The sequence below is a fragment of the Pseudomonas sp. CYM-20-01 genome (assembly GCF_023169845.1).
Classification (GTDB): Bacteria; Pseudomonadota; Gammaproteobacteria; order Pseudomonadales; family Pseudomonadaceae; genus Aquipseudomonas; species Aquipseudomonas azotoformans.
In genome coordinates, this window is record NZ_AP025169.1 from 946,458 (window position 1) to 971,758 (window position 25,301).

The 25,301-nt window shown below is 63.1% G+C and carries 22 protein-coding genes; 11 read left to right on the forward strand and 11 right to left on the reverse strand.

The window, feature by feature from the left end:
• Positions 1 to 4,899, forward strand: coding sequence for an alpha-2-macroglobulin (locus M2497_RS04050; protein WP_248485925.1), 4,899 nt, complete (start codon positions 1 to 3; stop codon positions 4,897 to 4,899).
• 68 nt (positions 4,900 to 4,967) lie between these two features.
• Here the strand turns inward: M2497_RS04050 and M2497_RS04055 are convergent, their stop codons facing one another.
• On the reverse strand, positions 4,968 to 5,261 hold the full coding sequence (locus M2497_RS04055; protein WP_248485926.1) for a hypothetical protein: 294 nt from the start codon (positions 5,259 to 5,261) through the stop codon (positions 4,968 to 4,970).
• A gap of 90 nt (positions 5,262 to 5,351) precedes the next feature.
• Between M2497_RS04055 and pbpC the strand changes: the two genes are divergently transcribed.
• The 6 genes from pbpC (at position 5,352) to M2497_RS04085 (ending at position 12,281) form a co-directional block, all read left to right on the forward strand.
• Entirely contained in the window at positions 5,352 to 7,682 is a 2,331-nt protein-coding gene (pbpC, locus tag M2497_RS04060; RefSeq protein ID WP_248485927.1) for a peptidoglycan glycosyltransferase PbpC, read from the forward strand.
• 147 nt (positions 7,683 to 7,829) lie between these two features.
• A complete protein-coding gene (locus M2497_RS04065) occupies positions 7,830 to 8,138 on the forward strand; it encodes a MazG-like family protein (RefSeq protein ID WP_248485928.1) in 309 nt (102 codons plus the stop codon).
• A complete protein-coding gene (locus M2497_RS04070) occupies positions 8,131 to 8,880 on the forward strand; it encodes a methyltransferase domain-containing protein (protein ID WP_248485929.1) in 750 nt (249 codons plus the stop codon). Before M2497_RS04065 ends, M2497_RS04070 begins: the two co-directional genes overlap by 8 nt.
• Positions 8,881 to 8,904: 24 nt before the next feature.
• Entirely contained in the window at positions 8,905 to 9,507 is a 603-nt protein-coding gene (locus tag M2497_RS04075; RefSeq protein ID WP_248485930.1) for a DUF4136 domain-containing protein, read from the forward strand.
• Between the two features lie 45 nt (positions 9,508 to 9,552).
• On the forward strand, positions 9,553 to 10,110 hold the full coding sequence (locus M2497_RS04080) for a DUF4136 domain-containing protein (protein ID WP_248485931.1): 558 nt from the start codon (positions 9,553 to 9,555) through the stop codon (positions 10,108 to 10,110).
• Positions 10,111 to 10,334: 224 nt separating this feature from the next.
• Complete coding sequence (locus M2497_RS04085) at positions 10,335 to 12,281, forward strand: pilus assembly protein TadG-related protein (RefSeq protein WP_248485932.1); 1,947 nt, start codon at positions 10,335 to 10,337, stop codon at positions 12,279 to 12,281.
• Here M2497_RS04085 and M2497_RS04090 read toward each other — a convergent pair.
• Both M2497_RS04090 and M2497_RS04095 read right to left on the reverse strand, forming a co-directional pair.
• Positions 12,278 to 15,004, reverse strand: coding sequence for a PAS domain-containing sensor histidine kinase (locus M2497_RS04090; RefSeq protein WP_248485933.1), 2,727 nt, complete (start codon positions 15,002 to 15,004; stop codon positions 12,278 to 12,280). The two genes, M2497_RS04085 and M2497_RS04090, sit on opposite strands and share 4 nt — an antisense overlap.
• Positions 15,001 to 15,444, reverse strand: a complete 444-nt coding sequence (locus tag M2497_RS04095; RefSeq protein ID WP_248485934.1) for a TadE/TadG family type IV pilus assembly protein — start codon at positions 15,442 to 15,444, stop codon at positions 15,001 to 15,003. The genes M2497_RS04090 and M2497_RS04095 overlap by 4 nt, the downstream gene beginning before the upstream one ends.
• A gap of 72 nt (positions 15,445 to 15,516) precedes the next feature.
• Here M2497_RS04095 and M2497_RS04100 point away from each other — a divergent pair, with 72 nt between their 5' ends.
• Positions 15,517 to 15,966 carry a prepilin peptidase gene (locus M2497_RS04100; protein WP_248485935.1) on the forward strand — a complete coding sequence of 150 codons (450 nt, stop codon included), beginning with the start codon at positions 15,517 to 15,519 and terminating at the stop codon, positions 15,964 to 15,966.
• A gap of 124 nt (positions 15,967 to 16,090) precedes the next feature.
• Positions 16,091 to 16,879 carry a response regulator transcription factor gene (locus tag M2497_RS04105; protein WP_248485936.1) on the forward strand — a complete coding sequence of 263 codons (789 nt, stop codon included), beginning with the start codon at positions 16,091 to 16,093 and terminating at the stop codon, positions 16,877 to 16,879.
• 3 nt (positions 16,880 to 16,882) lie between these two features.
• On the opposite strand, the gene M2497_RS04110 is transcribed toward M2497_RS04105, so the two are convergent.
• Genes M2497_RS04110 through cpaB form a run of 8 tightly spaced genes read right to left on the reverse strand, consistent with a single transcriptional unit; the run spans position 16,883 to position 24,301 of the window.
• The gene (locus tag M2497_RS04110) at positions 16,883 to 17,152 is read right to left on the reverse strand and encodes a DUF3613 domain-containing protein (protein ID WP_248485937.1); all 270 of its coding nucleotides are present in this window, start codon (positions 17,150 to 17,152) and stop codon (positions 16,883 to 16,885) included.
• Positions 17,153 to 17,162: 10 nt separating this feature from the next.
• A complete protein-coding gene (locus M2497_RS04115; protein ID WP_248485938.1) occupies positions 17,163 to 17,873 on the reverse strand; it encodes a hypothetical protein in 711 nt (236 codons plus the stop codon).
• A gap of 10 nt (positions 17,874 to 17,883) precedes the next feature.
• Complete coding sequence (locus M2497_RS04120) at positions 17,884 to 18,771, reverse strand: type II secretion system F family protein (protein ID WP_248485939.1); 888 nt, start codon at positions 18,769 to 18,771, stop codon at positions 17,884 to 17,886.
• Position 18,772: 1 nt separating this feature from the next.
• Positions 18,773 to 19,654 carry a type II secretion system F family protein gene (locus M2497_RS04125; RefSeq protein WP_248485940.1) on the reverse strand — a complete coding sequence of 294 codons (882 nt, stop codon included), beginning with the start codon at positions 19,652 to 19,654 and terminating at the stop codon, positions 18,773 to 18,775.
• 10 nt (positions 19,655 to 19,664) lie between these two features.
• The gene (locus tag M2497_RS04130; protein WP_248485941.1) at positions 19,665 to 20,936 is read right to left on the reverse strand and encodes a CpaF family protein; all 1,272 of its coding nucleotides are present in this window, start codon (positions 20,934 to 20,936) and stop codon (positions 19,665 to 19,667) included.
• On the reverse strand, positions 20,933 to 22,126 hold the full coding sequence (locus M2497_RS04135; RefSeq protein WP_058423606.1) for a pilus assembly protein: 1,194 nt from the start codon (positions 22,124 to 22,126) through the stop codon (positions 20,933 to 20,935). Before M2497_RS04135 ends, M2497_RS04130 begins: the two co-directional genes overlap by 4 nt.
• Complete coding sequence (locus tag M2497_RS04140) at positions 22,123 to 23,340, reverse strand: type II and III secretion system protein family protein (protein WP_248485942.1); 1,218 nt, start codon at positions 23,338 to 23,340, stop codon at positions 22,123 to 22,125. Before M2497_RS04140 ends, M2497_RS04135 begins: the two co-directional genes overlap by 4 nt.
• Positions 23,341 to 23,359: 19 nt before the next feature.
• A complete protein-coding gene (gene cpaB / locus M2497_RS04145) occupies positions 23,360 to 24,301 on the reverse strand; it encodes a Flp pilus assembly protein CpaB (RefSeq protein WP_248485943.1) in 942 nt (313 codons plus the stop codon).
• Between the two features lie 331 nt (positions 24,302 to 24,632).
• On the opposite strand from cpaB, the gene M2497_RS04150 reads away from it, so the two are divergent.
• Together M2497_RS04150 and M2497_RS04155 are read left to right on the forward strand one after the other, a co-directional pair.
• Entirely contained in the window at positions 24,633 to 24,824 is a 192-nt protein-coding gene (locus tag M2497_RS04150) for a Flp family type IVb pilin (protein ID WP_058423609.1), read from the forward strand.
• Positions 24,825 to 24,882: 58 nt separating this feature from the next.
• Positions 24,883 to 25,284 (forward strand): response regulator, encoded by a 402-nt coding sequence (locus M2497_RS04155; RefSeq protein ID WP_058423610.1) that lies wholly within the window; start codon positions 24,883 to 24,885, stop codon positions 25,282 to 25,284.
• Positions 25,285 to 25,301 lie beyond the last annotated feature (17 nt).

The following is a 25,301-nucleotide window of genomic DNA, read 5'->3' on the forward strand; positions in this document are numbered from 1 at the left end:
ATGTTTAACAAAGGATTGTTCCTGGCCTGTGCGCTGGCCCTGCTGAGCGCCTGCGATTCCTCCGATAAACCGTCAGCCCCGACCGCACCTGCGGCTACGACGGGTGCACCCCAGCCGGCCAAGGCGGCGGTGGACGTGGCCGCGCTGAAGCAGCGCTACGCCGGGCGTGAGTTGAGTGTGGTGGATGTGTCCGAAGTGCAGCTCGATGGGGCCAGCACCCTGTCCGTGAGCTTTTCCATTCCGCTGGACCCCGATCAGAAATTCGCCGACAAACTCCACCTGGTGGACAGCAAGTCCGGCAAGGTCGATGGCGCCTGGGAAATCTCCGACAATCTGATGGAACTGCGCCTGCGTCACCTGGAGCCGCAGCGCAAATTGGTGCTCACCGTCGATGCCGGGCTGAAGGCGGTCAACGGCAACACGCTCGCCACCGAGTACGGCGCCCGCCTGGAAACCCGCGACCTGCAAGCCACCGTCGGCTTCGCCAGCCGTGGCACCTTGCTGCCGACGCGCCTGGCCGAAGGGTTGCCGGTGATCGCGCTGAACGTCGACAAGATCGACGTCGAATTCTTCCGCATCAAGCCCGAATCCTTGCCGACCTTCCTCGCGCAGTGGGGGCGCAACACCAGCCTGCAGAGTTATGAATCCCGCGAACTGCTGCCGCTGGCCGACCTGGTCTACGGCGGTCGCTTCGACCTGAACCCGGCGCGCAACACCCGCGAAACCCTGTTGCTGCCGATCGCCGGCCTCAAGCAGTTGCAGCAGCCGGGTGTGTACCTGGCGGTAATGCGCGCCTCCGGCACTTATAACTATTCCCAGCCGGCCACGCTATTCACCTTGAGTGATATCGGCCTGTCGGTGCACCGCTACGCCAATCGCCTGGATGTGTTTACGCAGGCGTTGGAAGGCGGCAAGGCACTGGACGGCGTCGACCTTGAAGTGCTCGACGCCGAGGGCCGTGTGGTCGGCCAGGGCAAGACCGAAAAGGGCGGCCACGCCGAGTTGCCGTTGCCGAAAAAGGCCCAGGTGTTGCTGGCCAAGCAGGGCGAGCAGACCAGCATGCTGCGTCTGGACAGCGCCGCATTGGACCTGGCCGAGTTCGACATCGGCGGTCAGCCTTCCCACCCCTTGCAGTTCTTTGTCTTCGGTCCGCGTGACCTGTATCGCCCCGGCGAAACCGTGCTGCTCAACGCCCTGCTGCGCGACAAGGATGGCAATGCCGTCAAACCGCAGCCGGTGAGTGTTGAAGTGCGCCGCCCGGATGAACAGGTGAGTCGCAAATTCGTGTGGGATGCCGACGCCTCCGGCCTCTATCAATATCAACTGCAATTGGCCGGCGAAGCCCCAACCGGGCGCTGGCAGCTGGTGTTCGACCTGGGCGATGGCAAGCCGCAACTGTATGAATTCCTCGTCGAAGACTTCCTGCCCGAGCGCCTGGCGCTGGAACTCAAGGGCAGCGATACCCCATTGAACCCGGCGGATAACCCGGTGATTCAAGTGACCGGACGCTACCTCTATGGTGCGCCGGCATCGGGCAACCGGGTCAGTGGACAGATTTATGTGCGGCCGTTGCGCGAAGCGGTCAAGTCGCTGCCGGGCTATCAGTTCGGCTCCGTCACTGAAGAAGAGCTGAGCCAGGATTTCGAACTGGACGAAAGCGTGCTCGACGCCAAGGGCCAGGAAGCGTTGACCCTGGAAAGCAAGTGGGCCGAGGCTAAGTCGCCGCTGCAACTGATCGTGCAAGCCAGCCTGCACGAGTCGGGCGGGCGACCGATCACCCGGCGCCTGGTGCAGCCTATCTGGCCGGCCGAGCAACTGCCGGGCCTGCGCGGCTTGTTTGACGGCAAGGAAACCAACGGCGATGGCCCGGCGGAGTTCGAAGTGCTGCTGGCCAACCAGGACGGGCAGAAACTCGCCGCGCAGAATCTCAAGGTGCGCCTGGTACGCGAGCGCCGCGACTACTACTGGAACTACTCCGAGAGCGACGGCTGGAGCTACCACTTCAACGAGAAATTCCTCAACCTCGACGAACAGACCCTGAACATCAAGGCCGGCGACACGGCCAAGGTCAGCTTCCAGGTGGAGTGGGGCCCGTACCGCGTCGAGGTGGAAGATCCGCAGACCGGCCTGGTCAGCAGCCTGCGCTTCTGGGCCGGCTACCAGGCCCAGGACAACACTGAAGGCGGCGCCGTGCGCCCCGATCAGGTCAAGCTGGCGCTGGACAAACCGGCGTATGGCGACGGCGATACCGCCAATGTCACCGTCACCCCGCCCGCTGCCGGTAAAGGCTACCTGCTGGTGGAGTCCGCCGAAGGGCCGCTGTGGTGGCAGGAAATCGATGTACCGGCCGAGGGCAAAAGCTTTGCGGTGAAACTCGACCCGAAATGGTCGCGGCATGATTTGTACGTCAGTGCCCTGGTGATTCGCCCGGGCGAGCGCAAAGCCAACATCACGCCCAAACGTGCCGTGGGCCTGCTGCACCTGCCGTTGGATCGCACCCAGCGCAAACTCGGCGTGACCCTCACCGCGCCGGAAAAAATGCGCCCCAAACAGCCGCTGACGGTGAAAGTCGCCGCCAAAAACGCCGATGGCAGTGTGCCGAAACAGGTGCATGTGCTGGTGGCAGCGGTGGACGTGGGCATCTTGAACATTACCGAATACCCGACGCCGGACCCGTACTCCAGCCTGTTCGGCCGCAAGGCTTACGGCGTGGACCAGTTCGATATCTACGGCCAGTTGATCGAAGCCGGGCAGGGGCGCTTGGCCAGCCTGGCATTCGGCGGTGATGCGGCGCTGGCCAAGGGCGGCAAGCGCCCGGACACCAGCGTGACCATCGTTGCCCTGCAAAGCGCGCCGGTGACCCTGAACGAGCAGGGCGAGGGCGAAGTCAGCGTCAATATCCCTGACTTCAACGGCGAACTGCGCCTGATGGCCCAGGCCTGGACCGATGACCGCTACGGCATGGCCGAAGCCAAGACGGTGATCGCCGCGCCGTTGATTGCCGAGCTGTCGGCGCCGCGCTTCCTGGCCGGTGGTGACCAGACCACGTTGGCAATGGACCTGTCCAACCTGTCGGGCCAGGCGCAGAAGCTGGATGTGCAACTGAGCGCCGAAGGGCAGTTGGAGTTGGTCAACGCTGGCGCGCAAACCGTCGAGTTGAAACAAGGCCAGCGCACCACCCTGCGCATCCCGGTGAAAGCCTGGGGCGGTCTGGGGCAGGGCAAGGTCAAGGTCACCGTGAACGGGCTGGACCTGCCGGGTGAAAACCTGCCGCCGTTCACCCGTGAATGGACGTTGGGCGTACGCCCGGCGTACCCGGCACTGCTCAAGCATTACCGCGCGGTGCTCAAGGATCAGCCGTGGAGCCTGCCGGCAGGCACGCTCGATCAGTTCGACTCATCAGGGCGCCAGGCGCTGTTGAGCCTGTCGAGCCGGCCGCCGCTTAACCTCGGTGCGCAGATCAGTGCACTCAAGGCCTACCCTTATGGTTGCCTGGAGCAGACCGCGAGCGGCCTGTACCCGTCGCTGTATGCCGACGATGCGCTGCTCAAGCGCCTGTCGATCAAGGGCGAGTCGGACAGCGAACGTAAACGCAAGATCGAGCTGGGCATCGAACGCTTGCTAGGCATGCAGCGCTACAACGGCAGCTTCGGTCTGTGGGGCGCCGATGGCGAAGAAGAATACTGGCTGACGGCCTACGTCACCGACTTCCTGTTGCGTGCCCGCGACCAGGGCTTTGCCGTACCGCCGCAAGCCTTGAAGAAGGCCAGCGAGCGCCTGCTGCGTTATGTGCAGGAACGCAACCTGATCGACGTCGACTACAGCGACAACACCGACCACACGCGCTTCGCCGTACAGGCCTACGCCGGCATGGTGCTGGCGCGCAGTCAACAGGCGCCATTGGGGGCGCTGCGCAGTATTTTCGAACGACGCAGCGATGCACGCTCCGGCTTGCCGCTGGTGCAGCTGGCTATCGCACTGCAGAACATGGGCGACCAGCCGCGTGCCGACCAGGCCTTGCTCGCGGGGTTGGCGACGCAGCGTAACGCCAATGAGTGGCTGGCCGACTACGGCAGCCCATTGCGGGACCAGGCAATGATCCTGGCCCTGCTGGAAGAGAACGACCTGGCCAAGGGCAAGCGTGAGGAGCGCTTGTTTATCCTCTCGGATCAGTTGGCGGCCAGCCCGTACCTGTCGACCCAGGAGCGCAACTCGCTGTTCCTGGCCGGGCGCCTCGGGTTTGCCAAGCCAGAGGCGAACTGGCAGGTGTCGCTGACCGGCAGTGGCGGCGTGCAGGCATTGAGCAACCAACACTCGACGCTGGAATTGGAGGGCAAGCTGCTGTCCAGCGATCTGACCTTGAGCAATCAGGGGGACGCACCGGTGTACCAGCAGCTGACGATCTCGGGTTATCCACAGGTGCCACCGGCAGCCGGTGGCGACAACCTGAGCATCCGCCGCGAATACCTGGGCATGAACGGCCAGCCGCTGAACCTGCGCAACCTCAACAGCGGGGAGCTGGTACTGGTGCATCTGGCGGTCAGCGCCAAGCAGCGTGTGCCGGATGCCCTGGTGGTGGATTTGCTGCCGGCCGGCCTGGAGCTGGAAAACCAGAACCTGGCACAAAGCGCCGCCAGCTTGGAAAACGCCAGCAGCCAGGTGAAGGAATGGCGTGAGTCGATGCAGAACGCCTCGCTCAAGCACCAGGAGTTCCGTGACGACCGCTACGTGGCGGCGATCAACCTGGACGGCTCCGGCACCACACACCTGCTGTACCTGGCGCGGGCGGTGACGCCCGGGACTTATCGTGTGCCGCCGCCGCAGGTGGAGTCGATGTACCGGCCGAACTGGCAGGCGGTGGGGGAGACGCCGGCGGATCTGGTGATCAAGGGACGTTAATGTAAAACGGGGCCTCAATGTGGGAGGGGGCAAGCCCCCTCCCACAGGTGATTTTCGGTGTTTCGGGGTCAGTGGACGACCCAGCTCAGAAGCCACAGGCCCAGCAGCAGCCAGATGATGCCCATGATGATCGACGCCCGCATGAAGGCGCGCACCGCCGAGTACAGCAGCATCAGGCCGACAATCAGAGTGAGGATGCTGATGATCGAGGTGTCCATGCCCAAGGTGCGGGATAGGCCTTCGACAAAGTTGCCACCGGCGTGGGTCAGCGCACCGAACAGGCCGCTGAGTCCGTCGACGATAAAGCGGATGATCGAACCGAGCGCCTGGCCCAACCATTCGAAAAAGCTTTCTACCTGCATGTGTGTGTCCTGATGAGAAGGTGGGCGTATCTGTGCCTTTGGTTGTTATTGCAACAGGCTAGTTCCCTACCAGCATAGAGGTTTGCCCGTTTGAGTTTGCGTTTAGTTGCCCGCTGGACCCTGGCCAGCCTTTTGTTGGTGATCGCCCTGCTGTGGCTGGCCGATCGCATCTGGCCGTTGCCCCTGCCCAAGGATGACCTGGCGCGGGTGGTGCTGGCCGAGGATGGCACGCCGTTGTGGCGGTTTGCCGATGCCAACGGTGTGTGGCGCTACCCCGTGCAGACCAGCGAAGTATCTCCGTATTACCTGGATGCGCTGCTCACCTATGAGGACCGCTGGTTCTACCAGCACCCCGGCGTGAATCCGCTGGCACTGGTGCGGGCGACGTGGCAGAACCTGACCGGTGCGCGGGTGGTGTCGGGCGGCAGCACCTTGTCGATGCAGGTGGCGCGCTTGCTGGATCCGCATTCGCGCACCTTCCATGGCAAATTGCGCCAGTTGTGGCGCACGGCACAGCTGGAATGGCACCTGTCCAAGGAAGAAATCCTCAACCTCTACCTGAATCGCGCCCCGTTTGGCGGTACGTTGCAGGGCGTGGCTGCCGCCAGTTGGGCGTACCTGGGCAAGTCGCCGTCACAGCTGACCCACGCCGAAGCCGCCTTGCTCGCCGTGCTGCCCCAGGCGCCCAGCCGCTTGCGTCCGGACCGCCACCCCCAACGCGCCCAGGACGCCCGTGACAAAGTGCTGCGCCGCCTCGCCGAATTCCATGTGTGGCCGCAAGCTGCCGTCGATGAGGCCCTGGAAGAACCGCTCTTGCTTGCCCCGCGCCTGGAACCGAGCCTGGCGCCCTTGCTCGCACGGCGCCTGAACCGCCCGGACAGCCCGCCGCTGATCCGCACCACCCTGGACGCCACCCTGCAACGTCGCCTTGAAGACCTGCTGTTGGGCTGGCGCGCGCGTTTGCCGGAGCACACCTCGGCCGCGATCCTGGTGGTGGAAGAGGAAACCATGGCCGTGCGGGCCTACCTCGGCTCGGTGGATATCAACGACGTCAAGCGCTTCGGCCATGTGGACATGATCAGCGCCCTGCGTTCGCCGGGCTCCACCTTGAAGCCCTTCCTTTATGGGATGGCGCTGGATGAGGGGCTGATCCACTCCGAATCCCTGCTGCAGGATGTGCCCCGGCGGTATGGCGATTACCGGCCAGGTAACTTCTCCATGGGTTTCACCGGTGCAGTGCCGGCGAGTACGGCGCTGTCCAGCTCGCTCAACCTCCCGGCGGTGCAGTTGCTGGAAGCCTACGGGCCGAAGCGCTTCGCCGCCGAAATGCGCATCGGCGGCGTGCCTTTGGCATTGCCGGCGTTGGCCGAGCCGAACCTGGCGCTGATCCTGGGCGGTGCGGGCAGCCGTCTTGAAGACCTGGTGAGCGGCTACAGTGCCTTCGCTCGAGACGGCAAAAGCGCCACCCTTCGATTGCAACCGGACGACACCCTCAGAGAGCGGCCGTTGCTGTCGCCAGGCTCCGCCTGGATTGTGCGGCGCATCCTCAGCGGTCAGGCGCGACCCGACCGCGACCCGCGTGCCGAGTTGGTGCAGCGCCCTGTGCTGGCTTGGAAGACCGGCACCAGCTACGGCTTTCGCGATGCCTGGGCGATCGGTGTGGGGCCGCGTTACCTGATCGGCGTGTGGATCGGCCGCCCGGACGGCACGCCGGTGCCGGGCCAGTTCGGCCTGGCCTCCGCCGCACCGTTGATGTTGCAGGTGCACGATGTGCTGACTAACCGCGACAGCCAGCGCGGTATCACTGCACCGGTCAAGCTGGTGCCGGCAAATGTCGGTGTGGCCGCGATCTGTTGGCCGCTGGGCCAGCCGATGAGCCGCAGCGATCCCAACTGCCGCCGCCAGCGCTTTGCCTGGACGCTGGACAACACCACGCCACCCACTTTGCAGGCGTTGGACCAGCCGTTGAGCGTGGGCTTGATGGAAAGTGTGTGGGTCAATTCCAAGGGCTTGCGGGTGGACGCTCATTGCCCTGGCGCCGAGCCCAGGAGTATCGCCCTGTGGCCCGCGCCCCTGGAGCCTTGGCTGCCCAGGGCCGAACGCCGCGAAGCGCGCATTCCCGCGGCCGACCCTGATTGCCCGCCACCGGCGCTGGCCGCGTCCTCACCTTTATCCATCGTTGGCGTGCGTGAAGGCGACCAACTGCGCCTGCCCGCCGCCAGCCAACAGGCGCTGCGCCTGAAAATCTCCGCCCTGGGCGGCAGTGGCCGGCGTTGGTGGTTCCTTAACGGCGCGCCCCTGGGCGACAGCGCCAACCAGGACTTTATCAACGCCAGTTTCGAACAACTTGGGCGTTATCAACTCAGTGTCCTCGACGAAGCCGGGCAGACGGCGCGCATCGAGTTCAGCGTCGTTGATTAGATCGCTATCGGGGGCAAGCCCCCTCCCACACTGGGATGTGTTGGTCTATCAAAGGTGGGAGGGGGCTTGCCCCCGAAGGCGGTCTGAAGGTTCACTTGCCTTCAAGGCCATTCCCCCCGAAGCTATCCACCTTCAGGAGCCTGCCGCATGAACCTCGAACACCTCACCGAACGCCTGCACCGCATCCGCGATACCAACCACTGGAAGCCGTTCCACAGCCCGAAAAACCTGGCCATGGCCGCCAGCGTGGAAATGGCCGAACTGGTGGAAATCTTCCAATGGCTGACCGAAGACCAGTCGCGCCAGCTGCCGGCCGACAAACTCGCCCATGCCGGGCAGGAAGTCGGCGATATCGTGTTGTACCTGCTGTTGCTGTGCAGTGAGCTGGGGCTGGATATGAATGAGGTGGTGCGCGCCAAACTGGCCGACAGCGAACGGCGGTTTGCCCATGAGTGACCGTCATTTCGACCAGTTGGCCACGCGCTTCGCCGAGAAAATCTACGGCGGTGCCAAAGGCGCGATCCGCCTGGCAGTGCTCCAGGCCGACCTCACCGAAGCCCTGCCAAAGCGCCCGCTGCGTGTGCTGGATATTGGTGCGGGCCTGGGCCATATGTCGCTGTGGCTCGCCGAACAAGGCCACCAGGTGACCCTGGCCGAACCGGCCGAACCGATGCTCGAAGGCGCCCGCCAACGTTTCGCCGAGGCGGGGCAGACCGCAACGTTTATCCATGCACCCTGGCAAGACCTGCTCGGCCAGCTCACCGAACCCTACGACCTGGTGCTGTGCCACGCGGTGCTGGAATGGCTGGCCGAACCCCATGCAATCCTGCCGGTACTGCACCAACTCACGGCGCCGGGTGGGTGGTTGTCCCTGGCGTTCTACAACCGTGATGCGCTGATTTATCGCAACCTGCTCAAGGGCCATTTCCGCAAAATGCGCAAGAATGACATGGCCGGCGAAAAGCAGAGCCTCACGCCGCAACAACCGTTGGACCCACGAGAATTGGCGGCGCAACTCGAAGGCCTTTGGCAGGTCGAAAGCCAAAGTGGCGTGCGGGTGTTCCACGACTATATGCCGGTGGAATTCCAGGCCCGTGCGGATTTACAGGACCTTTTGGAGATGGAACTCGCTCACCGTCGTCACCCAAGCTTTGCCGGACTTGGGCGTTATTTGCACTGGATCTGCCGTCCGGTTTAAGCGGCCCAGTCTGCGGAGGTCGAAATGCGTCGTCTCTGTTTGATCCTGTTGTCCCTGGGGTTGGGCGCCTGTTCAAGCCCCAATCCTTATGTTGCCGCGTCGGCGCCGATCCCACCGGCGCCGCCCCAGGCGGCCCACACCTTTGATGCCAGTGCCTACCCGGCGCCGGTGCGCGATTACGACGCCTACCGCAATTGGGCCTGGCGCAACGGCCAGCTTCCAGCGGGCACGGCCTGGGCGGATTCGGCGCAGATTGCCGAAGCGGTCAGCGGCGCCCTTGACCAGCGCGGCCTGCGCCCCTTGCATGACAATCGCCCGGCGGACCTCTTCGTCAGCGCCGACGTGCGCCTGGAGAAGCGTCTCAAGCAAGTCCAGGATGACTACGGCTACGGTTACGGCGGCTACAACCGCTATGGCAATGGCTATGGCATGTACAACTCGGTGCCGATCGTGCGCACCTATGAAGTGCAGGTCGTGGTGGTGCGCGTCAACCTGTTCGATGCCCGCACCGGCCAGCCGGTGTGGAGTGCCAGCGCAGAGACGGGCAGCCAGGGCAGCCTCAGTGAGCGGGGAGATGCCTTGCGCCAGGCGGTGCAGAAGGCAATGACGGCGTACCCTCCCAGTTAACCGCTATTCTCATCTTTAGCGCGGGTCGCTCTTTGGAGAACAACCATGTTTCGTCGTATCGCTACGCTCGCTTTTGTTGTGCTGCTTGGCGGTTGCCAGAATGCCCAGGTCAACCACGATTTTGACGCCAGCCGGGATTTCGGCGCCTACCGCAGCTGGGCCTGGAAAGACCCGGCCCTGCAATACCGCCCCGATGACCCGCGCATCAAGAGCGACCTCACCGAACAACGCATCCGCCAGGCCGTGGGTGAACAGCTCGACCAGCGCGGCCTGCGCCCTGCGGCGCCTGGCACCAGGGCTGACCTGAACGTGCAGGCCTACCTGATCGTCGAAGACCGCCAGCAACAGGTCACCACCAACTACGGCGGCGCCTGGGGCGGCCCGTGGAATGGCTATTGGGGCGCGCCGATGTACAACGAAACGCGCAACATCACCTACAAAGTGGCGACCATCCAGATCGATCTGCTCGATGGCAAGGACGGCAAACTGGTCTGGCGCGGCAGCGACGAACAGATGATGGCCACCTCGCCCAACCCACAGGACCGTGACAAAGCCATCCGCACCACCGTCACCCGCGTCCTCTCCAGCTACCCCCCTCACTAACCCCTTTAGGCGCAGGCTCGCCGTGGTGAGCAGGCTTGCTGTGGTGAGCAGGCTTGCTGTGGTGAGCAGGCTTGCTGTGGTGAGCAGGCTTGCCCTGCGTTGGGCTGCGAAGCAGCCCCCTAAAGCCCTAAAACCCTAAAACCCTAAAACCGATTTATGGCAACGGGCCAGCCCTTGTCTACACTCAAAACCATCTACGGAGAGTAAGCGCTAAGGAGTGCCTGATGTCTCCCCGACTTGGTGACAGGCAGCGTGGTGCAATTGGCGTGATGGCGGCGGCTACCCTGGCGATGGCCATGGTGTTCCTGCTGCTGGCGGTAGACAGCGGCCGTCTCTACCTGGAAAAGCGCAAGCTGCAGTCCGTTGCCGACAGTGCCGCGCTGGAAGCCGCAAGCCGTGGCGGCCTGTGCACACCCACCACCACCGCCAATGACTACGCCGTGCAGAACGCCACACGCAACGGCTTCACCGTGGTCGCCGGCGACAACAGCCGTGGCCTGGCCGTGACCTGCGGCACACTGACCACCAATGCCAGCAATGTCCGCGTGTTTGCGGCCGATGCCACCAAAAACGATGCCGTCCGCGTGGTCGCCACCCGCAGCGTGATGACCAGCGTCGCCAGTGGGCTGTGGAACATGTTCAGCGGCGCGCCGATGTCTACCCAAATGGTGCTGAGTGCCACTGCCGTGGCCGCCTATGCACCGCCGGTGGCGCAACTGACGATTCGCAGCAGTCTGGCCTCGGTGAACTCCGGCAACTCCCCGCTATTGAACATGGTCATCGGCAACCTGTTGGGCGGCAGCCTGTCCCTGACCGCAGCGGGCTGGAATGGCTTGCTGACGACGAACGTGAATCTGCTCGGTTATCTGGACCAGTTGGCGATCCAATTGAACGTCAAGGCGGGGGACTACGACGCGTTGCTCAGCACCGCCGTATCCGCCAGCCAGTTGATCGATGCGGCGGTGAAGGTCCTGCAAAAAAATGGCGCGGTCGCCACGGCGGTGATCAACGACGTGATTACATTAAAAGCCATCGCCCCGAATACCCAGCTTCTGAAGGTGGGAGACTTGCTGAAAGTCGCCACCGGGACGCCGGCTGCGGCCTTGAATACCAGTGTGCAGTTGTTTCAGTTGCTGGAGACCGTGGCGCAGCTATCCAGTAGCAAAAGTGCGGTCAGTGCGGCAGCGCAGGTGAATATTCCTCTGGTTGGCACCGTCTCGGTCCAGACCAAAGTCATCGAACCGCCGCAACTGTCTGCGTTTGGCAATCCGGCCAAGGCCAAGGCGGGGCTGTTGAATAATCCGCCGACGGACCAGATTTTTGTACGAACTGCCCAGGTACGCACGTTGGTCACCATCGATGCGCCCATCATCAAGGTGGTCTCGGGGGTTTCCTCGATACTGACCGGGCTGGCGACGCCCGTGTCGAAGGTGGTCGGCGGTTTGTTGAACCTGAACCTGCTCGATGTGGTGGCCGGTGTCGTGTGCATAGTCGGGTGCAATGTGGCTGATGTGGATATCACCACAACCTTATCCATCTATATCGAGGCGGCCAGTGCAGAGAGCCACGTGACAGACTTCAGTTGCGCCACCCCGGCCACCAAGTCGTTGACGGTGCAGGCCACCACCTCACTCGCTACCTTGGGCGTCGGCTACGTTGACCCGGTGTCGGCGTTTTCATCGTCCCTGCCTGTGAATGTGCAGCCGGTGCGGCTGATCGACTTTGGCCAACGCTTTTGCCTGCTGACCCTGGTGTGCGGTCCGCGTACCGCCGGCGTCGGCGGTGGCTTGAACCTGAGGGCGTTGTCCACCGTAGGGGCACAAACCAATACGGTGTTGTTTTCGCCGGTGAATGACATCAATGCGGCGACGATCTACAAAAGCCCACCCGGCACCGCCAATATCGTTAACAGCCTGGGGGCTACCTTGAGCGGCTTGCAGGTGACCTATGTCCCACCTACCGGAAGCACGCCCGCTACGCCGAACAGCACAGTCACCAGTGCACTGGCGACCATCGTCAACTCGGTGGTCAGCCTGGTCCAGAACGTCCTGGCGCCGATCCTCGACCCTATCGTCAACACGTTGCTCGCAGCCCTGGGTGTCAACCTCGGCAATGCCGAAGTCGGCGCCAACCTCAGTTGTCACATGGGTCGCGCCTACCTGGTGATCTAGCTGATCGGCAACTCCACACAAAACTTCGCGCCGTGCTCACCATTGGCGACGCTCAGGCGTCCGCCCATGTTTTCCACAATCCCATAACTCACCGACAACCCCAGCCCGGTGCCCACGCCAATCGGCTTGGTGGTGAAGAACGGTTCGAAAATCCGCTCTAGCAGCCGTGGGTCAATCCCGCCGCCGTTGTCTTCCACCCAGATCCGTACATGGCGGCTGTCGTGCTCGCAATGCACCGCGATCCAGGGACGAAATTCAGGGTGTTTTTCCCGCTTGCTCAACAGCGCGTCACGGGCATTGACCATCAGGTTGATCAACACCTGTTCAAGCTGGTCGACATAGCCTTTGACCTGGACCTGGAAGTCCGCCGGGGTGATCCGCACCTCCACCCCCTTGCCGCGCAGACCCTCGCCGAGCAGTGACAGCGTGCCGTCCACCGCCTGCGACGGGTCGAAAGGCAGTTGTTCGATTTCCGAGCGGCGGCCGAACACGCGCATATGGTCCACCACCCGCGTGGCGCGCTGCACCTGGGCATCGATGCGCTGGAGTTTTTCGATGAGGTAGTCGATCTGCGCATCGCCATTGCCCAGGCGCTTGAGCACATTGACGACGGCCATGCGCATCACGTTCAACGGCTGGTTGATTTCATGGGCCAGACCGGTGGCCATTTCGCCCAGGGTGGCCATCTTGGCGCTTTGCGTCAGTTGCTGCTGGGAGCGGCGCACTTCGGTGTTGTCACGGCCCACCGCCTGCACTTCCACCAGCGTGCCCTGTTCATCGAACACACCACGGTCCGACCAGACCCACCAGGCATGTTCGCGTCCCGGCAATTCCAAGCTGATTTCGGCGGTGCTGACCGGGAATTCCGGGGTCAACTGTTCGATGCGTTGCACAAAGGCCTGGCGTTGTTCGTCCGACAGCCAGTGACCCAGGTTCAGTCCCGGCAATTGCGCGGGCAGGCATTCCAGGTAGTTGGCCAGCGGTGTGTTGCCGAAGGTCAGGGTCAGGTCCGGGCGATAGCGGCAGATCATCGCCGGGGAGTCTTCGACCAGGATGCGGTAGCGTTCTTCGCTCTGCCTGATTTGCTCGGCGGCCAGGGTTGCCTCGGTGACATCCAGCCACAGGCCGACGGCTTCCACCGGCAGGCCGAGGTCATCGCGCAGCAACTTGGCTTCGTCCAGCAACCAGTGGTAGTGGCCCTGTTTGTCGCGCAGGCGGTAGCGACTGCGTACGCTGCCGTCACGTAGTAATTGGCGGCTGCGCTCGAAGTACAGCTCGCGGTCTTCGGGGTGGATCAAGGACGCCAGGCTTTCGTGGTTGCACTCGGCCAAGGTCCAGCCCAGCAGCGGTAGCAGGCTGTCGCTGAAAAAGGCCGGATGCAGGGCGCCGTCGACATAGCGCTGCACATAGATCACGGCCGGTGAGCTGGCGATCAGGTTGTCCAGGCGCGCATGGGCGGCGGCGGCTTGCAGTTGCTGGTTCTTGATGTCGCTGATGTCGAGCATGAAACCGATCCAGCGGCGGCTGTCGCCCACGCCCAGCACCTGGCCCTGCACGCGATACCAGAGCGGGTGGTGCTCGGCGTCGGTGCGTTGCAGGCGCACGCTGGTCAGCAAGGGTTTGCCCAGGGCCTGCAGGTCGTGCAGACGGCTGTCGAGGGCCTGGCGATCGGCCGGGTGGATCAGTTCCAGCCACTGGCTCAGGGGTTGGCGGGTAGGACCGTCTTCCAGGCTGAGGCTGTGCAGCAACTGCGGGGCCAGCTGGATTTCCTGGGTGGCCGGCAGCAGCTCCCACCAGCCGGTGCCGAGCAGGCCCTGCAACGCCTCCATACGGTCGAGCTGCTGGTGGTAGCGCTGCTCGCGCAGCCGGCTCAGCAGCGGCGCGGCGAGGGCGGCGGTGAGGTTCAGCCAATCGCGTTCGCGGGTGTGTTGCTGGCCGTTGTACTGGCCACAGAGCAACCAGGCGGCGACGCCCTGACTGTCGCGGTAGGGCACCAGGAAACCGTCGGCATCGCCGAAGATACTGTGCAGGCGCGGGTTATCGCTGCGCTCCTGGGCCAGGCTCAACGGTGCGTTGCCATTGACGCTGTCCAGGCTGATCCCCAGGTGTTGGCCGGCCTGCCACAAGGCGGGGGCGTCGTGGGCGGCGTACTGGCTGTAGATCCGCCAGCCGTGGTCTTCGTCATCGAGCAAGGCCAGGGCAACGCAGGGGATGTGCCAGCGCTGGGCCAGGCTGCGCAGGTGCTCGTTGAACACCTCGGGCAGGCGGGCCAGGCTGCACACCCGCAATTGCTCGCTCATCTGGCAGGCGAGTTGATGGTTCTGTTCGCGGTGCTGGGCCAGTTGCCGGCCGGCGAGCAAATCGCCAACGTCCTGCAGGCGCAGGCTCCAGTCATCACCGTCGGGTTCGATCCAGCCGCGGGTATGCAGCACCTGGCCGGTTGCGGCCTGGAAGTCCAGGTCCAGGCTCTGGTGTTGCCAGTCGGCGGGGCTGCCTTCGATAGTCAAGGCGCTGCTGGCGCACAGCAGTTCATGCAGTGGTGGCCGGCGCTCGCCGATGGCGTGCATCGCAAGCTGTGGGCGCAGGCTGCCGCTGATGCTCAGCACATGGCCTAGAGCATCCAATTGCACCTGCAGCCCTGGCAGGGGCACACCCGGCATGTCGAGGGGCGGCGCGCTGGCGCGACCGAGCAGGCGCCCGAAGAGTTTGTCCCCCGACGTCAAAACTGCAGACTCGAACTGGCGGAGAGGTTGGCCGGCAGGTTCGGGACGGTGCCGATCCCCGGCAGCACCAGTGCCGGGAACACGGAATACAGGTTGGTAGTGGGGTAGTTGATCGCCACGGTCAAAGTGGTGCCGTTGTAGGTGCTGCTGATGTAACTGGGGGAGAACTGGAAGCTGGAAGGGATCCAGCTCAACTGGGTGATCACGGTGTTTTTGGCGCGGTCGGTCACCTGCGTCCCGTACGCGGTGCCGGCGGCTATCGGGTCCACCGACAGGGCCTGGCGCACGGCCTCCGCCGCCGCCTGGTTGAACGACTGCATCAACAGCAACGGCAGGCTATAGCTGATCAACCCGTAGAACACGGCAAAAAAGATCGCGAAGACCAGGGCGAACTCAATCGCCGCCGCACCTTTTTGCTTTCCAGGCAGGCCTGTTTTCATGACTGCGTCTACCCTGACGGCTACTACTTGATATCAGCATAGAATCATTCAGCGAAAAGGGATGTTTTTTACGTGATCCATGGCGTGGTGATTCTGCTCTGGCTGGGGCTCTGTGCGTTGCAGGATATGCGTCAGCGGCAAATTGCCAATGGCCTGACCCTGGGGGCGGCGCTGCTGGCGCTGATCTTCTTGCTGTGGACGGGCACGACCTGGCTCGGAGCGCCCGCCAGCGAGGGCGGCTGGGCCTTCGCCCTGGCCTTGCTGCTGACCTTGCCCGGCTATGCGCTGGGCCGCTTTGGCGCGGGGGATGTGAAGCTGCTGGCTGCGCTGGCCCTGGCCAGTACGCTGGACTATTTGCTGTGGTCGTTGATCGGTGCGGCGCTGTTTCAGGCGTGCTGGGTGCTTGTGAGTCAAAGGCTTAGGGCGCGTCGGCGGAGGACAGATGTGCAGGTGTCAACCAAACAGCCCTTTGCCCCCTTTGTTTTGACAGGATTTGTGCTGTGCTGGCTTTGGATCCATTAGTCGAACAACCGCTCTGCCGCTATGTACATAGTCGGAAAGTGCGTCTACGTTTATGTAGTATCCGGATGTTTTTTTTGTCCAAATGGATGGGGCGCCCTTTGGCTTGCCAGGCATGGAGTAGCGCGTGAACAAGCTTACCTCGGCGGTAAAAGTGCTCGTGGTCGACGATCAGCCGTTGATCGTGGAAGAGCTCTGCGAATTTCTTGAAGGCAGCGGTTACCGCTGCGTCCCCTGTGAGTCCAGCCGACACGCCTTGCAGCGCTTCAGCGAAGACCTCGAGATCGGCCTAGTGCTGTGCGACCTGCATATGCCGGACATGGATGGCATCGAACTGGTGCAGGCCATGCAGAAGGTCGCGGGCAAGCAGCGCGCGTTCGAGGCCATCATGCTCACCGGGCGTGCCGACAAACAGGACGTGATCAAGGCCCTGCGCGCGGGGATCTCGGATTACTACCAGAAGCCGATCAACCTCGATGAGTTGCTCGAAGGCCTGCAACGCCAGGAAGCGGCGCTGGAGGAGCGGCAAAAGGAGCTGCACCTGGGGCACCTGAACCAGAAGCTGCAATACCTTTCCGAATCCATCAACGATTTGTACCAGGACCTCGACAAAGTGCGGCGCAGTCCTGGCGCCGGCTTGGCGGATGAGGGCGAGCCGGTCGTCGATGATGCCGGGCCGATCGAAATCCCGACCATCTTCAACCAGCTGTCGCCGCGCCAGCTCGATGTTGCGCGCCTGGTGGGCAAGGGCCAGACCAACTACCAGATCGCCTGTGAACTGGGGATCACCGAAAACACCGTCAAGCTGTACGTGTCCCAGGTGCTTCGCCTCACCCATATGCATAACCGTACCCAGCTGGCACTGGCCCTGTCGCCGGCTACCTCGGCGCTGCGGCAACGGGTGACGGCGCACTGACGGTTACTGACTCTTCCCACCCTTGGACGACCCGCCGGATTGCGACTCGAAGAACTCCGGAATTGGATGTTTGTTGCTGTCCAACCAACGCTGCAAGGCCTGCTCTCGTTCTGCGGGCGTGGTCCGTTGTGGCGTGGCGGAAGCTGCGCGCCCATCGACCTGCAATGCCATCCAGTTTTCGGTCTCCGCCTGGTAGGGGGACGATGGGCCAGGTTCGATGGCCAGTGCGCTCAGGGGTAGCAGCGCCAGTGCGATGAAGTAGTGTGCTTTCATCTTGCTCTCCTTACTTGAGGGTCACCGGCAGGGTTTCGCTGACCGCTGCGACTTTGCGTGTCGCCACGCCGGAGGCCTTGAGTTTCTCCGCGCGGGCCTGGGCCTCGGTGAACTGTTCGCGGCTCAGGCCCAACTGGCTGACAACCTTGGCCGCTTGCCCCCAGTCATTCTGGTAAATCAACAGCGTGACCAGGTTGACGGCCGCCAGCGGGTCGCCTTGCTTGAGTTCGATGGCGGTCATGAATTCAAAGCGGGCGTCTTCCACCCTTAATTGGTTGAGGTACACCACGCCCAAGTCATTGCGGATCTTTTCGTCAGTGGGTGCCAGCTGCGCAGCCCGTTGCAAGTGAGTCATGGCCAGGCCGTTGTTGCCCCTGGCGGCCGCCAATTGCCCGAGGCCGTGCTCGCCTTCGGCCGTCATGCAGGTGCCGAGCAGGCTGCGGTACAACGGCTCGGCTTCGCTGCGCCCGAGCAGGCGATAAGTGCGGGCTTTGCGCTGGCGCACCTGGGGCAGTGACTCGGGCAGGTTTTGCAGGTTGGCCAGGCTGGCGTGCAGCTTGCCTTCGTTGGCCAGGTCATCGGACAGGTTCAGCGCCAGCTCCTGGTCCGCGCTCGGCTTGGCGCAACTGCCGGGTGAGGTCAGTGCCGCCCAGGGTGATTGGCCGTTGGTGGCGCAGCCGCCGAGCATCAACAGTGTCAGGCCGGCAATCAGTGCTTTCATCAAGGTCTCCTCAAAAGTGGCTCAACGCGCGGGCGATGCCGATAAAGGCCGGGCCGCCGAGCACGATCAACAAAGCGGGGAACAGAAACACCATCATCACCACCGACATTTTTGCCGACATCTTCGAGATGTATTCCTGCAAGCGGGTCAGGCGTCGGTCGTCGAGCAGTTGCTTGAGGGCCAGCAGGGACTTCATCGCGCCGCCACCCTGCTGGATCAATTGCTGGAGGATGATGCAGGTGTCGGTGAACTCATCTACCTCCAGCAGGCGCGCGGTCTTGCCCAGTTCCTCGCCCAGCTCCAGCCCGGAATCGACCCGTGCCAGGATCAGGCGCAGTTCATGGGTCAGTGCAGGCAGCAGGCGCTGCGCTTCGTTGCCCACCACCCGCAGCGACTGTTCAATCGCCATGCCGGATTCGAACAGGATGCGCAGTAGTGGAATGAAGGTTGAAATTTCCTTGGCGATGGTCTGCTGGCGATACTTGGCCGCAGCGGCGAGCACACGTTTGGGCAGCAGGTAGCCGATGCCCAGGGCAAACATCGGCGCAATCCATGCGGGGTCCGCGTGTGGGAACAGTATCTGCTGGCCAAGCAAGGTGAAACCCAGCAGCACAATCGGTGTACCGACCTGGAAGGCGGCGAACAGCGAACGCTGGCTGGCCTTGCGCCAACCCACGCGGTTCAGCAGGGTCTGGGTCTCGTTGTCCAGGCTGACCGAACGCTGTGCCAGGCTGCTGCCGCCCAGTTGGCGGATGAGCGTGGCGAGTTTGTCATCAGTGCCCATCCGCCCCTGCAAGCGCTCCGTGACCCTGCGCTCGCGCCGCCGGTTTTCGAGCAACTGGCCACCCACCAGGACGGCGGCGGCGAGCAACAACAAGGCGAAGGCCAGCAGTGCCATCTCAAACACTCCTCAGCATGCGCCACATGGCCAGGGTCCCGGCCATGTCCATCGCCAATGCCACGAAGAGCAGGGTGCGGCCGGTGCCGTCGTTCCACATGGTCATCAAGTATTGCGGGTTGACCATCATGAAGTAGCCGACGATCAGGATGGGCAGCCCGCCCAGCACATAAGCGGTCATGCGCGTTTCACCGGTCATGGCCTTGAGTTGCCTCGCGCCTTGTTCGCGCTCGCGGATCATCTTGATCAGGTTTTCCAGCAGTTCGCTGGCGTTGCCGCCGTAGCGGTGGTTGACCTTCAGGCCGAGGGCGAACAGGCGGAATTCGTCCTGCTCGTAGAACTCGGCAAAGTCGCTCACCGAGTCCGGCAGGCTGACCCCCATGCGCACGTTGCGCTGCACGCGGGCCATGGCGTCCTTGAGTGGGTTTTCAACGCCCTCGACGCCGCCCAGTACCGCGTCCGCCAGGGTTCTGCCGGACTTGAGGCTGCGTACGCTATGGTCGAGCAACTGCGGCAGTTGCTCGACCATGCGCTGCACGCGCCGTTGATAACGCCAGCTGATGTACACGCGCAGTACCAGGGGCGGCGCCACGACCATCGCGATCAGCCCCAGACCGTCGGCCAGCAGCCAGCCGAACAGCGCGCCTATCACCCAGGCGCTCAGCCACAGGCCCAGGCGGTCGGTGGGCTTGCCCAGCCCGGCGCGCTGGAACATGCGCTCAAGGCCGCTCCACTTGGTATTCGGCTCCTGGGTGTCGGGCTGGCCGTCGCCGAGGCGCTCCAACACGCGGTCTGTCTGGGCTTTGCGCAGGCCATGCTGAAACTGCCAGAACGACAGGCCGATCAACAGCAGGCAGACAAGCAACAACACCGGTCCTGTCATCACGCGCTCCCTAGGACTGCAACGCCGATTCGCGGCGCAGTTTGTCGCCGGCCGGGTTGAGGGCTTCGCGCAGGAAGCCAAAGCCGGTACGCCGGTCCAGGCGGAACAGGGTATTGGTGACGTACACGTCATCACGCACACCGACCACTTCCACCACTTCGCTCACGCAGCGACGGCCATCGGGCATGCGCGTCAGTTGGATGATCACGTCCAGTGCGGCGCAGATCATCTGGCGCAGGGTTTTTTCGGCGATTACCCGCCCGGTCAGGCCCACCAGGGTTTCCAGGCGCAGCAACGCATCCTGGGCGTTGTTGGCGTGCACGGTGCTCATGGAGCCGTCGTGGCCGGTGTTCATCGCCGTCATCACGTCGAGCACTTCGACACCACGGATCTCGCCAAGGATGATGCGGTCCGGGCGCATCCGCAGGGCGTTGCGGATCAGGTCGCTGGACTTGACTTCGCCGTGGCCCTCGGCGTTGGGCGGACGGGTTTCCAGGCGTACCACGTGGGGATGGCCCAGTTGCAATTCGGCGACGTCTTCGATGGTCACCAGGCGCTCGTGGGGGTTGATCAGCTGGCTGAGGATATTCAGCAACGTGGTTTTGCCGGTGCCGGTACCGCCGCTGATCAGGATATTGCAGCGCTTGCCCACGGCCTCTTGGAAGAACTCGAAAATGCTCTGGTCGATGGTCTGCATGGCGACCAGGTCACTGCTCTTGAGCATGTCCTTGCGGAATTTTCGGATCGACAGGCACGGCCCATCCAGGGCAATCGGCGGGATGATCGCATTGACTCGGCTGCCATCGGGCAGGCGTGCATCCACCATCGGCGAAGACTCGTCCAGGCGCCGGCCCAGCGGTGCGAGGATGCGTTGCATCACGCGCTCCACGTGGTGGTCGTCGATGAAGCGCAGGTCGCTCTGGTGCAGCAGCCCATCACGCTCGATGAATACCCGATGGGGCCCGTTGACCAGGATCTCGGTCACCGAAGGGTCACGCAACAGCACCTCCAGCGGGCCGAAACCGGTGAGTTCGTCGACGATCTCTTCGGCCAGGCGCTCCGTTTCATAGCGCGAGATCGCCAGGCGCATGCGCGTGATGTACTCGGAAACTTTGTCGACGACGAATTGCGCCAGGGACTGGCGCGTGCCTTCGAGCAGGTTCTTACCCGACTCCTCGATGGCGTCGATGATGTAGCGATGCAGCACCAGTTTCAGGCCATCGTGATCGGTGTTGCCACCGGCAGCGCGGGCCGGGCCGCCAAACAGTTTTTCGCCGCTCATCGTCCGGACCCCAGGAAGCGTTCAAACCAGCGCATCGAGGGCTTTGCCAAACCCTCGGAGCGTTTTGCCAGGCGCTCGCCCAAGGCACGTACGGCCTGGGTCAAGGGTTCGCGTGGCGCCAGGGCGAACAGGGTCTGACCCTGGTTTTTCACATTCAGGCGCAATTCGGCGCTCAGGGGCAGCACGGCGACGCATTCGAGGCCGAAGCTCTTTTCCAGGGCTTCGGTGTCCGGCGCGCAGGCTTTGATATAGCGGTCCACCACCAGCTTGGCGTGATCGAGCTTCATGCCTTTCTCGCGCCAGCGGTTGATCACTGCCAGGTTGCGGCGGCAGTCCAGCACGTTCTGATCGGTACACCACAGCAGTTTGTCGCAATGGCCGACAAAGGTGCGCAGGGCTTCGCTGTCCGGCTGACCGGTAATGTTCACGACGATGTGCTGGAAGTGTTGGCGCAAGGCGCTGAGCAACATGTACAGCTCGGCGGCGCTGGTGAGTTTGAGCGGTTCGTCACCGGTGGCGTACGCCAGGATGCGCAGGCCATCCAGGGCGGTGGTGAACGCGCTGTTGATCATGGTGGTGTCGAGGCGGCGCAGATGCCGCAGCGCATCGCCGAAATTGAACGTGCTCTCCAGGCCCAGCAGCGCCAGGCTGTCGCTGCGTGGCAGGCCCAGGTCGAGCAGCAGGGTCTGCTGCCCGCTCTTCTGCACCACCAGCGCCAGGTGGGTGGCCAACATCGCCCCATCGGCGTTGCTCTGGGTGCCGAACAGTACGGTCAGGCCACCCAGTTGGGCGTTGGATGTCACGGTCGGCAGGCGCTTGCTCAGGCGCCGCACCAGGCCGGCCACTTCGCTGGAGCGTGAGCCGTAGGCGACAAAATCCCGAGCGCCGGCACGCATGGCATTCAGCACAAGCTGGTTGTCCATGCCATCGCCCAGGGCGACCACGGCGAGCATCGGCTTGGCTTCCAGGGCACCTTCGATCAGTGCGCTCTGGGCCACCAGGTTTTCGCGGTCCAGGCCGATGAACACCAGGTTGGCGAAGGTCACGTCGGCCAGTGCCAGCAGTTCGTCGAGGCTGCCGGTGCCGGCGCTCACCACTTGGCCAAGCGGTGCAAGGGCTCCCTGCAGCCACTCAAGGTCGGTGGTGTTGCGGGTGATGGCGAGGAAGGTCTGGCTCAGGCTATCGCTCATTGGGAAAGTCCACTGCGACGATCGAAGTTGCCGTTTTCCAGGAAAAACAGCCGGTACCAGTTCGGGTCGTAGCTGCGCAGTTTTTCGCCCGGCAAGGACGGCAGTTGGGCGTTGGCGGCCAACGGTTGCACCAGGTGCGGCGTGACGATCATCAGCAGTTCTTTTTCTTCGCGGCTGATCGTGGAGTCGCGGAAGAACGCGCCGAGGATCGGGATATCGCCCAGCCCCGGGAATTTGTCGATGGTCGAGCGGTTGTTGGTGCTGATCAGGCCGCTGATCACAAAGCTTTCGCCATCGGCCAGGGACACGCTGGTGTCGGTGCGGCGTACGGTCAGGGCCGGCACCTGGATGCCTTGGATCTGCACCGCGTTGCTGTAGTCGAGCTCGCTGACTTCCGGCGCCACCTTGAGGGTGATGCGGTTGCGGTCGATCACCGTGGGTGTCAGCGTCAGGCGGATGCCGAACTCCTTGTACTCGATAGAAATGGTGTCGCTGCCGGAGCTGGGCACCGGGATGGGCACCTCACCGCCGGCCAGGAAGGACGCGCTCTGCCCGCTCATGGCCACCAGGCTTGGGCGTGCCAGGGTGTAGGCAAAGCCGCTGCGCTCCAGGGCGTTGATCATGGCCTTGACCCGGCCACCACCAAAACCGACGTTGAAGCTGTCCGTGCTCACCGGCAGTTTGAACACGCCTTCCGAGGGGGACAGGATGTTGGGGCTACCGAGGAAAAAGTTTGCACCCGTGCCCAATAGCTTGGTGCTGGCTTCCTTGAGCTTGCTGCGACTGACTTCCACGAAGCGGATATCGGTCTGCACCTGGCTGGGCAGCAACGGGTCTTGCGAGGGCGACAGCGACACGCTGGTCAGCGCCGAGGTGGCCTTGCCCTTGACGAACACCATGCTCTGGCGCGGCGCGCTGGCGCAGGCGGTCCATACCAGCAGGCTGGTGGCGCCGCTGCTGACACCGGTGAGCAGAAAGTTACGGTCGCCGTTGACCCGCACATCGGCGATCTTCGGGTCGCCGATGGCCAGGCGCGTGATTGCCACGGGTGATTGCAGTTCCTGCTGCAGGCCTTCTCCCACCTCGACCACGGCGGGCAACTGGCCCAGGGCGCTGCAATTACCCGGCGCTGCCAGAGCCATGCCGATCGGCAGGCTCGACAGCGTCAAGGCGCAGGCCAGCTGCGTGAACATGGGTGCGTAGCGATGGCTCATTCAAGGCATCCTTGTTCGATCACGGGGTTTGTGGCGCCGCTTGGGCGCCGCGAATCACTTCGATGCCACGGCGCACGCCAGGCCCACCGCCAACCGGCGCGACGCTTTTGGGCGGGCCGGTCAATGCCAGTTGAGTGAATTGGTAAAGGTCGCGGTTGGCACTTTCCAGCTTCTGCGCGGTGTCATCTTCACCGGCCCAGTAGCGGCTGAGCAGTTGCTCCTCGGCACTGCGCACGGCCAGGCGCAAGGTCCCGGCTTGCGCCGCGAGCATCAGGCGGCTTAATAAAGGCTCCGGCACGGCCAGCACCACGGTGCGTGCGGCGAGGCGGCGTTGTAGGGCCTGGGCGCGTTCTTCGGCGGTCGCTGGCGGTGGCACTGCCGGCTGGCCATCGTTGGCCAGGCCCAATTGATCGCCGACGCTGAGCAGACGCATGGCCGGCAGGACGATCTGGGCCGACTGTTCGGCGTTGCCGGCATCCTGGCGCAGGAACAGCAGCACATCCACGTAATCGCCGGGGCTCAACTGGCCTGCGGCGCCGACCACCTCGTCCACGGCCACGGCCAGCGCGCGCTCGTTGGGGCGGATCATGCGCGAGAGGGGGCCACCGGCGTTGAAACTGTCCTCGTTGAGCCAGGTACCGGCGCCGAGGGCTCTCAGGGGGATACGGCCGATGGCCTGGTCGAGCTGGGTCAGGCTGCCGGCGGGCGCGGTGCGCAGTTTCTCGACGGACAGGTCGGCGGCGGTCAGTGGCGTAAAGGCAGGCACCTCATGCCGCAAGACAACTACCGGCTGGCGGGTTTGGTCTTCAGCGGCGGCGAGGGTTTTTTCAACGGAAACGACAGGTGCGGCAGGCGCTGCGACGGGCTCGGGTGTGCGGCTCAACACAAGTCCCCAGTACCCGGCAATCAATGCCCCGATCAGCAACAAGCCGGCCAGGACCATGCTGATGCGACTGTTCATGACGGCTCTCCCTTTCCCGTTGCACTGCACACCCTGTTAATCCAAACGGGTTAATCCGCAACCTGGCTGTGATGAACATCTAACGATTTGGCTATTTGAAGGTAGCTCAGCTAGGACGAAATGCCATTACCGCTGGAAAAAATTATCTGGCGTATAAAGTTGGCCTTTTAAATTGCAGTGTTGTGGCGTCAACTTTGCGACTAATACTTTGTGATTAATCCGTTCTTACAGTTGTGAGGCCGAGGTTTGTTGACAATGCTCTAATGGCACGCCGCGATCATCTGGTGGTAGAGCCTTTCCGGCTTTCAGTGGCGTTTTAGGGAGAAGTCCAATGTTCCTTGACATGATGTTGAAGCTGTATGTCCAAACCCAACTTTTCTTTCAACGCAAAGACGGCGCGTCCGGGATTGAGTACGCGATCATTGTGGCCATGGTTGCATTGGTGATCGTCGGTGCCGGTTCTGGGCTTGGAACTAAGATCAAATCGATCTTCGACAGCGTCGCCACTAAGATGACCACTTGATAGCCTGCTTATCCATGTGGAAACGCCTTATTAACGTTCTTCCTGTCCAGGTACAGCTATGAGCGCCTCTTCGCCTTGCCGCCAACAAATTCTTTTGGTGGATGACGAAGAGGACGCCTTGATCGAACTCGCCGAATCCCTCGAAAACGAAGGGTTTGTGTGTTTCACCGCCAATTCTGTCACGTTCGCCCTGCAAGAATTGACACTTCACCCCGACATTGCCCTGGTGATCACCGACCTGCGCATGCCCGAGGAAAGTGGCATTTCCTTGATCAAGCGCCTGCGCGAACACACCTCACGCTCCCACCTGCCAGTGATTGTGATGTCGGGTCATGCCGAAATGGATGATGTGAGCGACATGCTGCGCCTGCAGGTGCTGGACCTGTTTCGCAAGCCGATCTACCTGGTGCGGTTGATCGATACGTTGAACAACCTTTTTCCTCTGCCCAAAACGGTGTAGTGAGCTGGCCTGGTAAA

Excerpts from the sequence above, each read along its gene's own strand:
- M2497_RS04050 (WP_248485925.1), top strand. The coding sequence starts at position 1 with ATGTTTAACAAAGGATTGTTCCTGGCCTGTGCGCTGGCCCTGCTGAGC.
- M2497_RS04055 (WP_248485926.1), bottom strand. The coding sequence starts at position 5,261 with ATGCAGGTAGAAAGCTTTTTCGAATGGTTGGGCCAGGCGCTCGGTTCG.
- M2497_RS04065 (WP_248485928.1), top strand. The coding sequence starts at position 7,830 with ATGAACCTCGAACACCTCACCGAACGCCTGCACCGCATCCGCGATACC.
- M2497_RS04070 (WP_248485929.1), top strand. The coding sequence starts at position 8,131 with ATGAGTGACCGTCATTTCGACCAGTTGGCCACGCGCTTCGCCGAGAAA.
- M2497_RS04075 (WP_248485930.1), top strand. The coding sequence starts at position 8,905 with ATGCGTCGTCTCTGTTTGATCCTGTTGTCCCTGGGGTTGGGCGCCTGT.
- M2497_RS04080 (WP_248485931.1), top strand. The coding sequence starts at position 9,553 with ATGTTTCGTCGTATCGCTACGCTCGCTTTTGTTGTGCTGCTTGGCGGT.
- M2497_RS04085 (WP_248485932.1), top strand. The coding sequence starts at position 10,335 with ATGTCTCCCCGACTTGGTGACAGGCAGCGTGGTGCAATTGGCGTGATG.
- M2497_RS04095 (WP_248485934.1), bottom strand. The coding sequence starts at position 15,444 with ATGAAAACAGGCCTGCCTGGAAAGCAAAAAGGTGCGGCGGCGATTGAG.
- M2497_RS04110 (WP_248485937.1), bottom strand. The coding sequence starts at position 17,152 with ATGAAAGCACACTACTTCATCGCACTGGCGCTGCTACCCCTGAGCGCA.
- M2497_RS04115 (WP_248485938.1), bottom strand. The coding sequence starts at position 17,873 with ATGAAAGCACTGATTGCCGGCCTGACACTGTTGATGCTCGGCGGCTGC.
- M2497_RS04120 (WP_248485939.1), bottom strand. The coding sequence starts at position 18,771 with ATGGCACTGCTGGCCTTCGCCTTGTTGTTGCTCGCCGCCGCCGTCCTG.
- M2497_RS04125 (WP_248485940.1), bottom strand. The coding sequence starts at position 19,654 with ATGACAGGACCGGTGTTGTTGCTTGTCTGCCTGCTGTTGATCGGCCTG.
- M2497_RS04130 (WP_248485941.1), bottom strand. The coding sequence starts at position 20,936 with ATGAGCGGCGAAAAACTGTTTGGCGGCCCGGCCCGCGCTGCCGGTGGC.
- M2497_RS04135 (WP_058423606.1), bottom strand. The coding sequence starts at position 22,126 with ATGAGCGATAGCCTGAGCCAGACCTTCCTCGCCATCACCCGCAACACC.
- M2497_RS04140 (WP_248485942.1), bottom strand. The coding sequence starts at position 23,340 with ATGAGCCATCGCTACGCACCCATGTTCACGCAGCTGGCCTGCGCCTTG.
- cpaB (WP_248485943.1), bottom strand. The coding sequence starts at position 24,301 with ATGAACAGTCGCATCAGCATGGTCCTGGCCGGCTTGTTGCTGATCGGG.
- M2497_RS04150 (WP_058423609.1), top strand. The coding sequence starts at position 24,633 with ATGTTCCTTGACATGATGTTGAAGCTGTATGTCCAAACCCAACTTTTC.
- M2497_RS04155 (WP_058423610.1), top strand. The coding sequence starts at position 24,883 with ATGAGCGCCTCTTCGCCTTGCCGCCAACAAATTCTTTTGGTGGATGAC.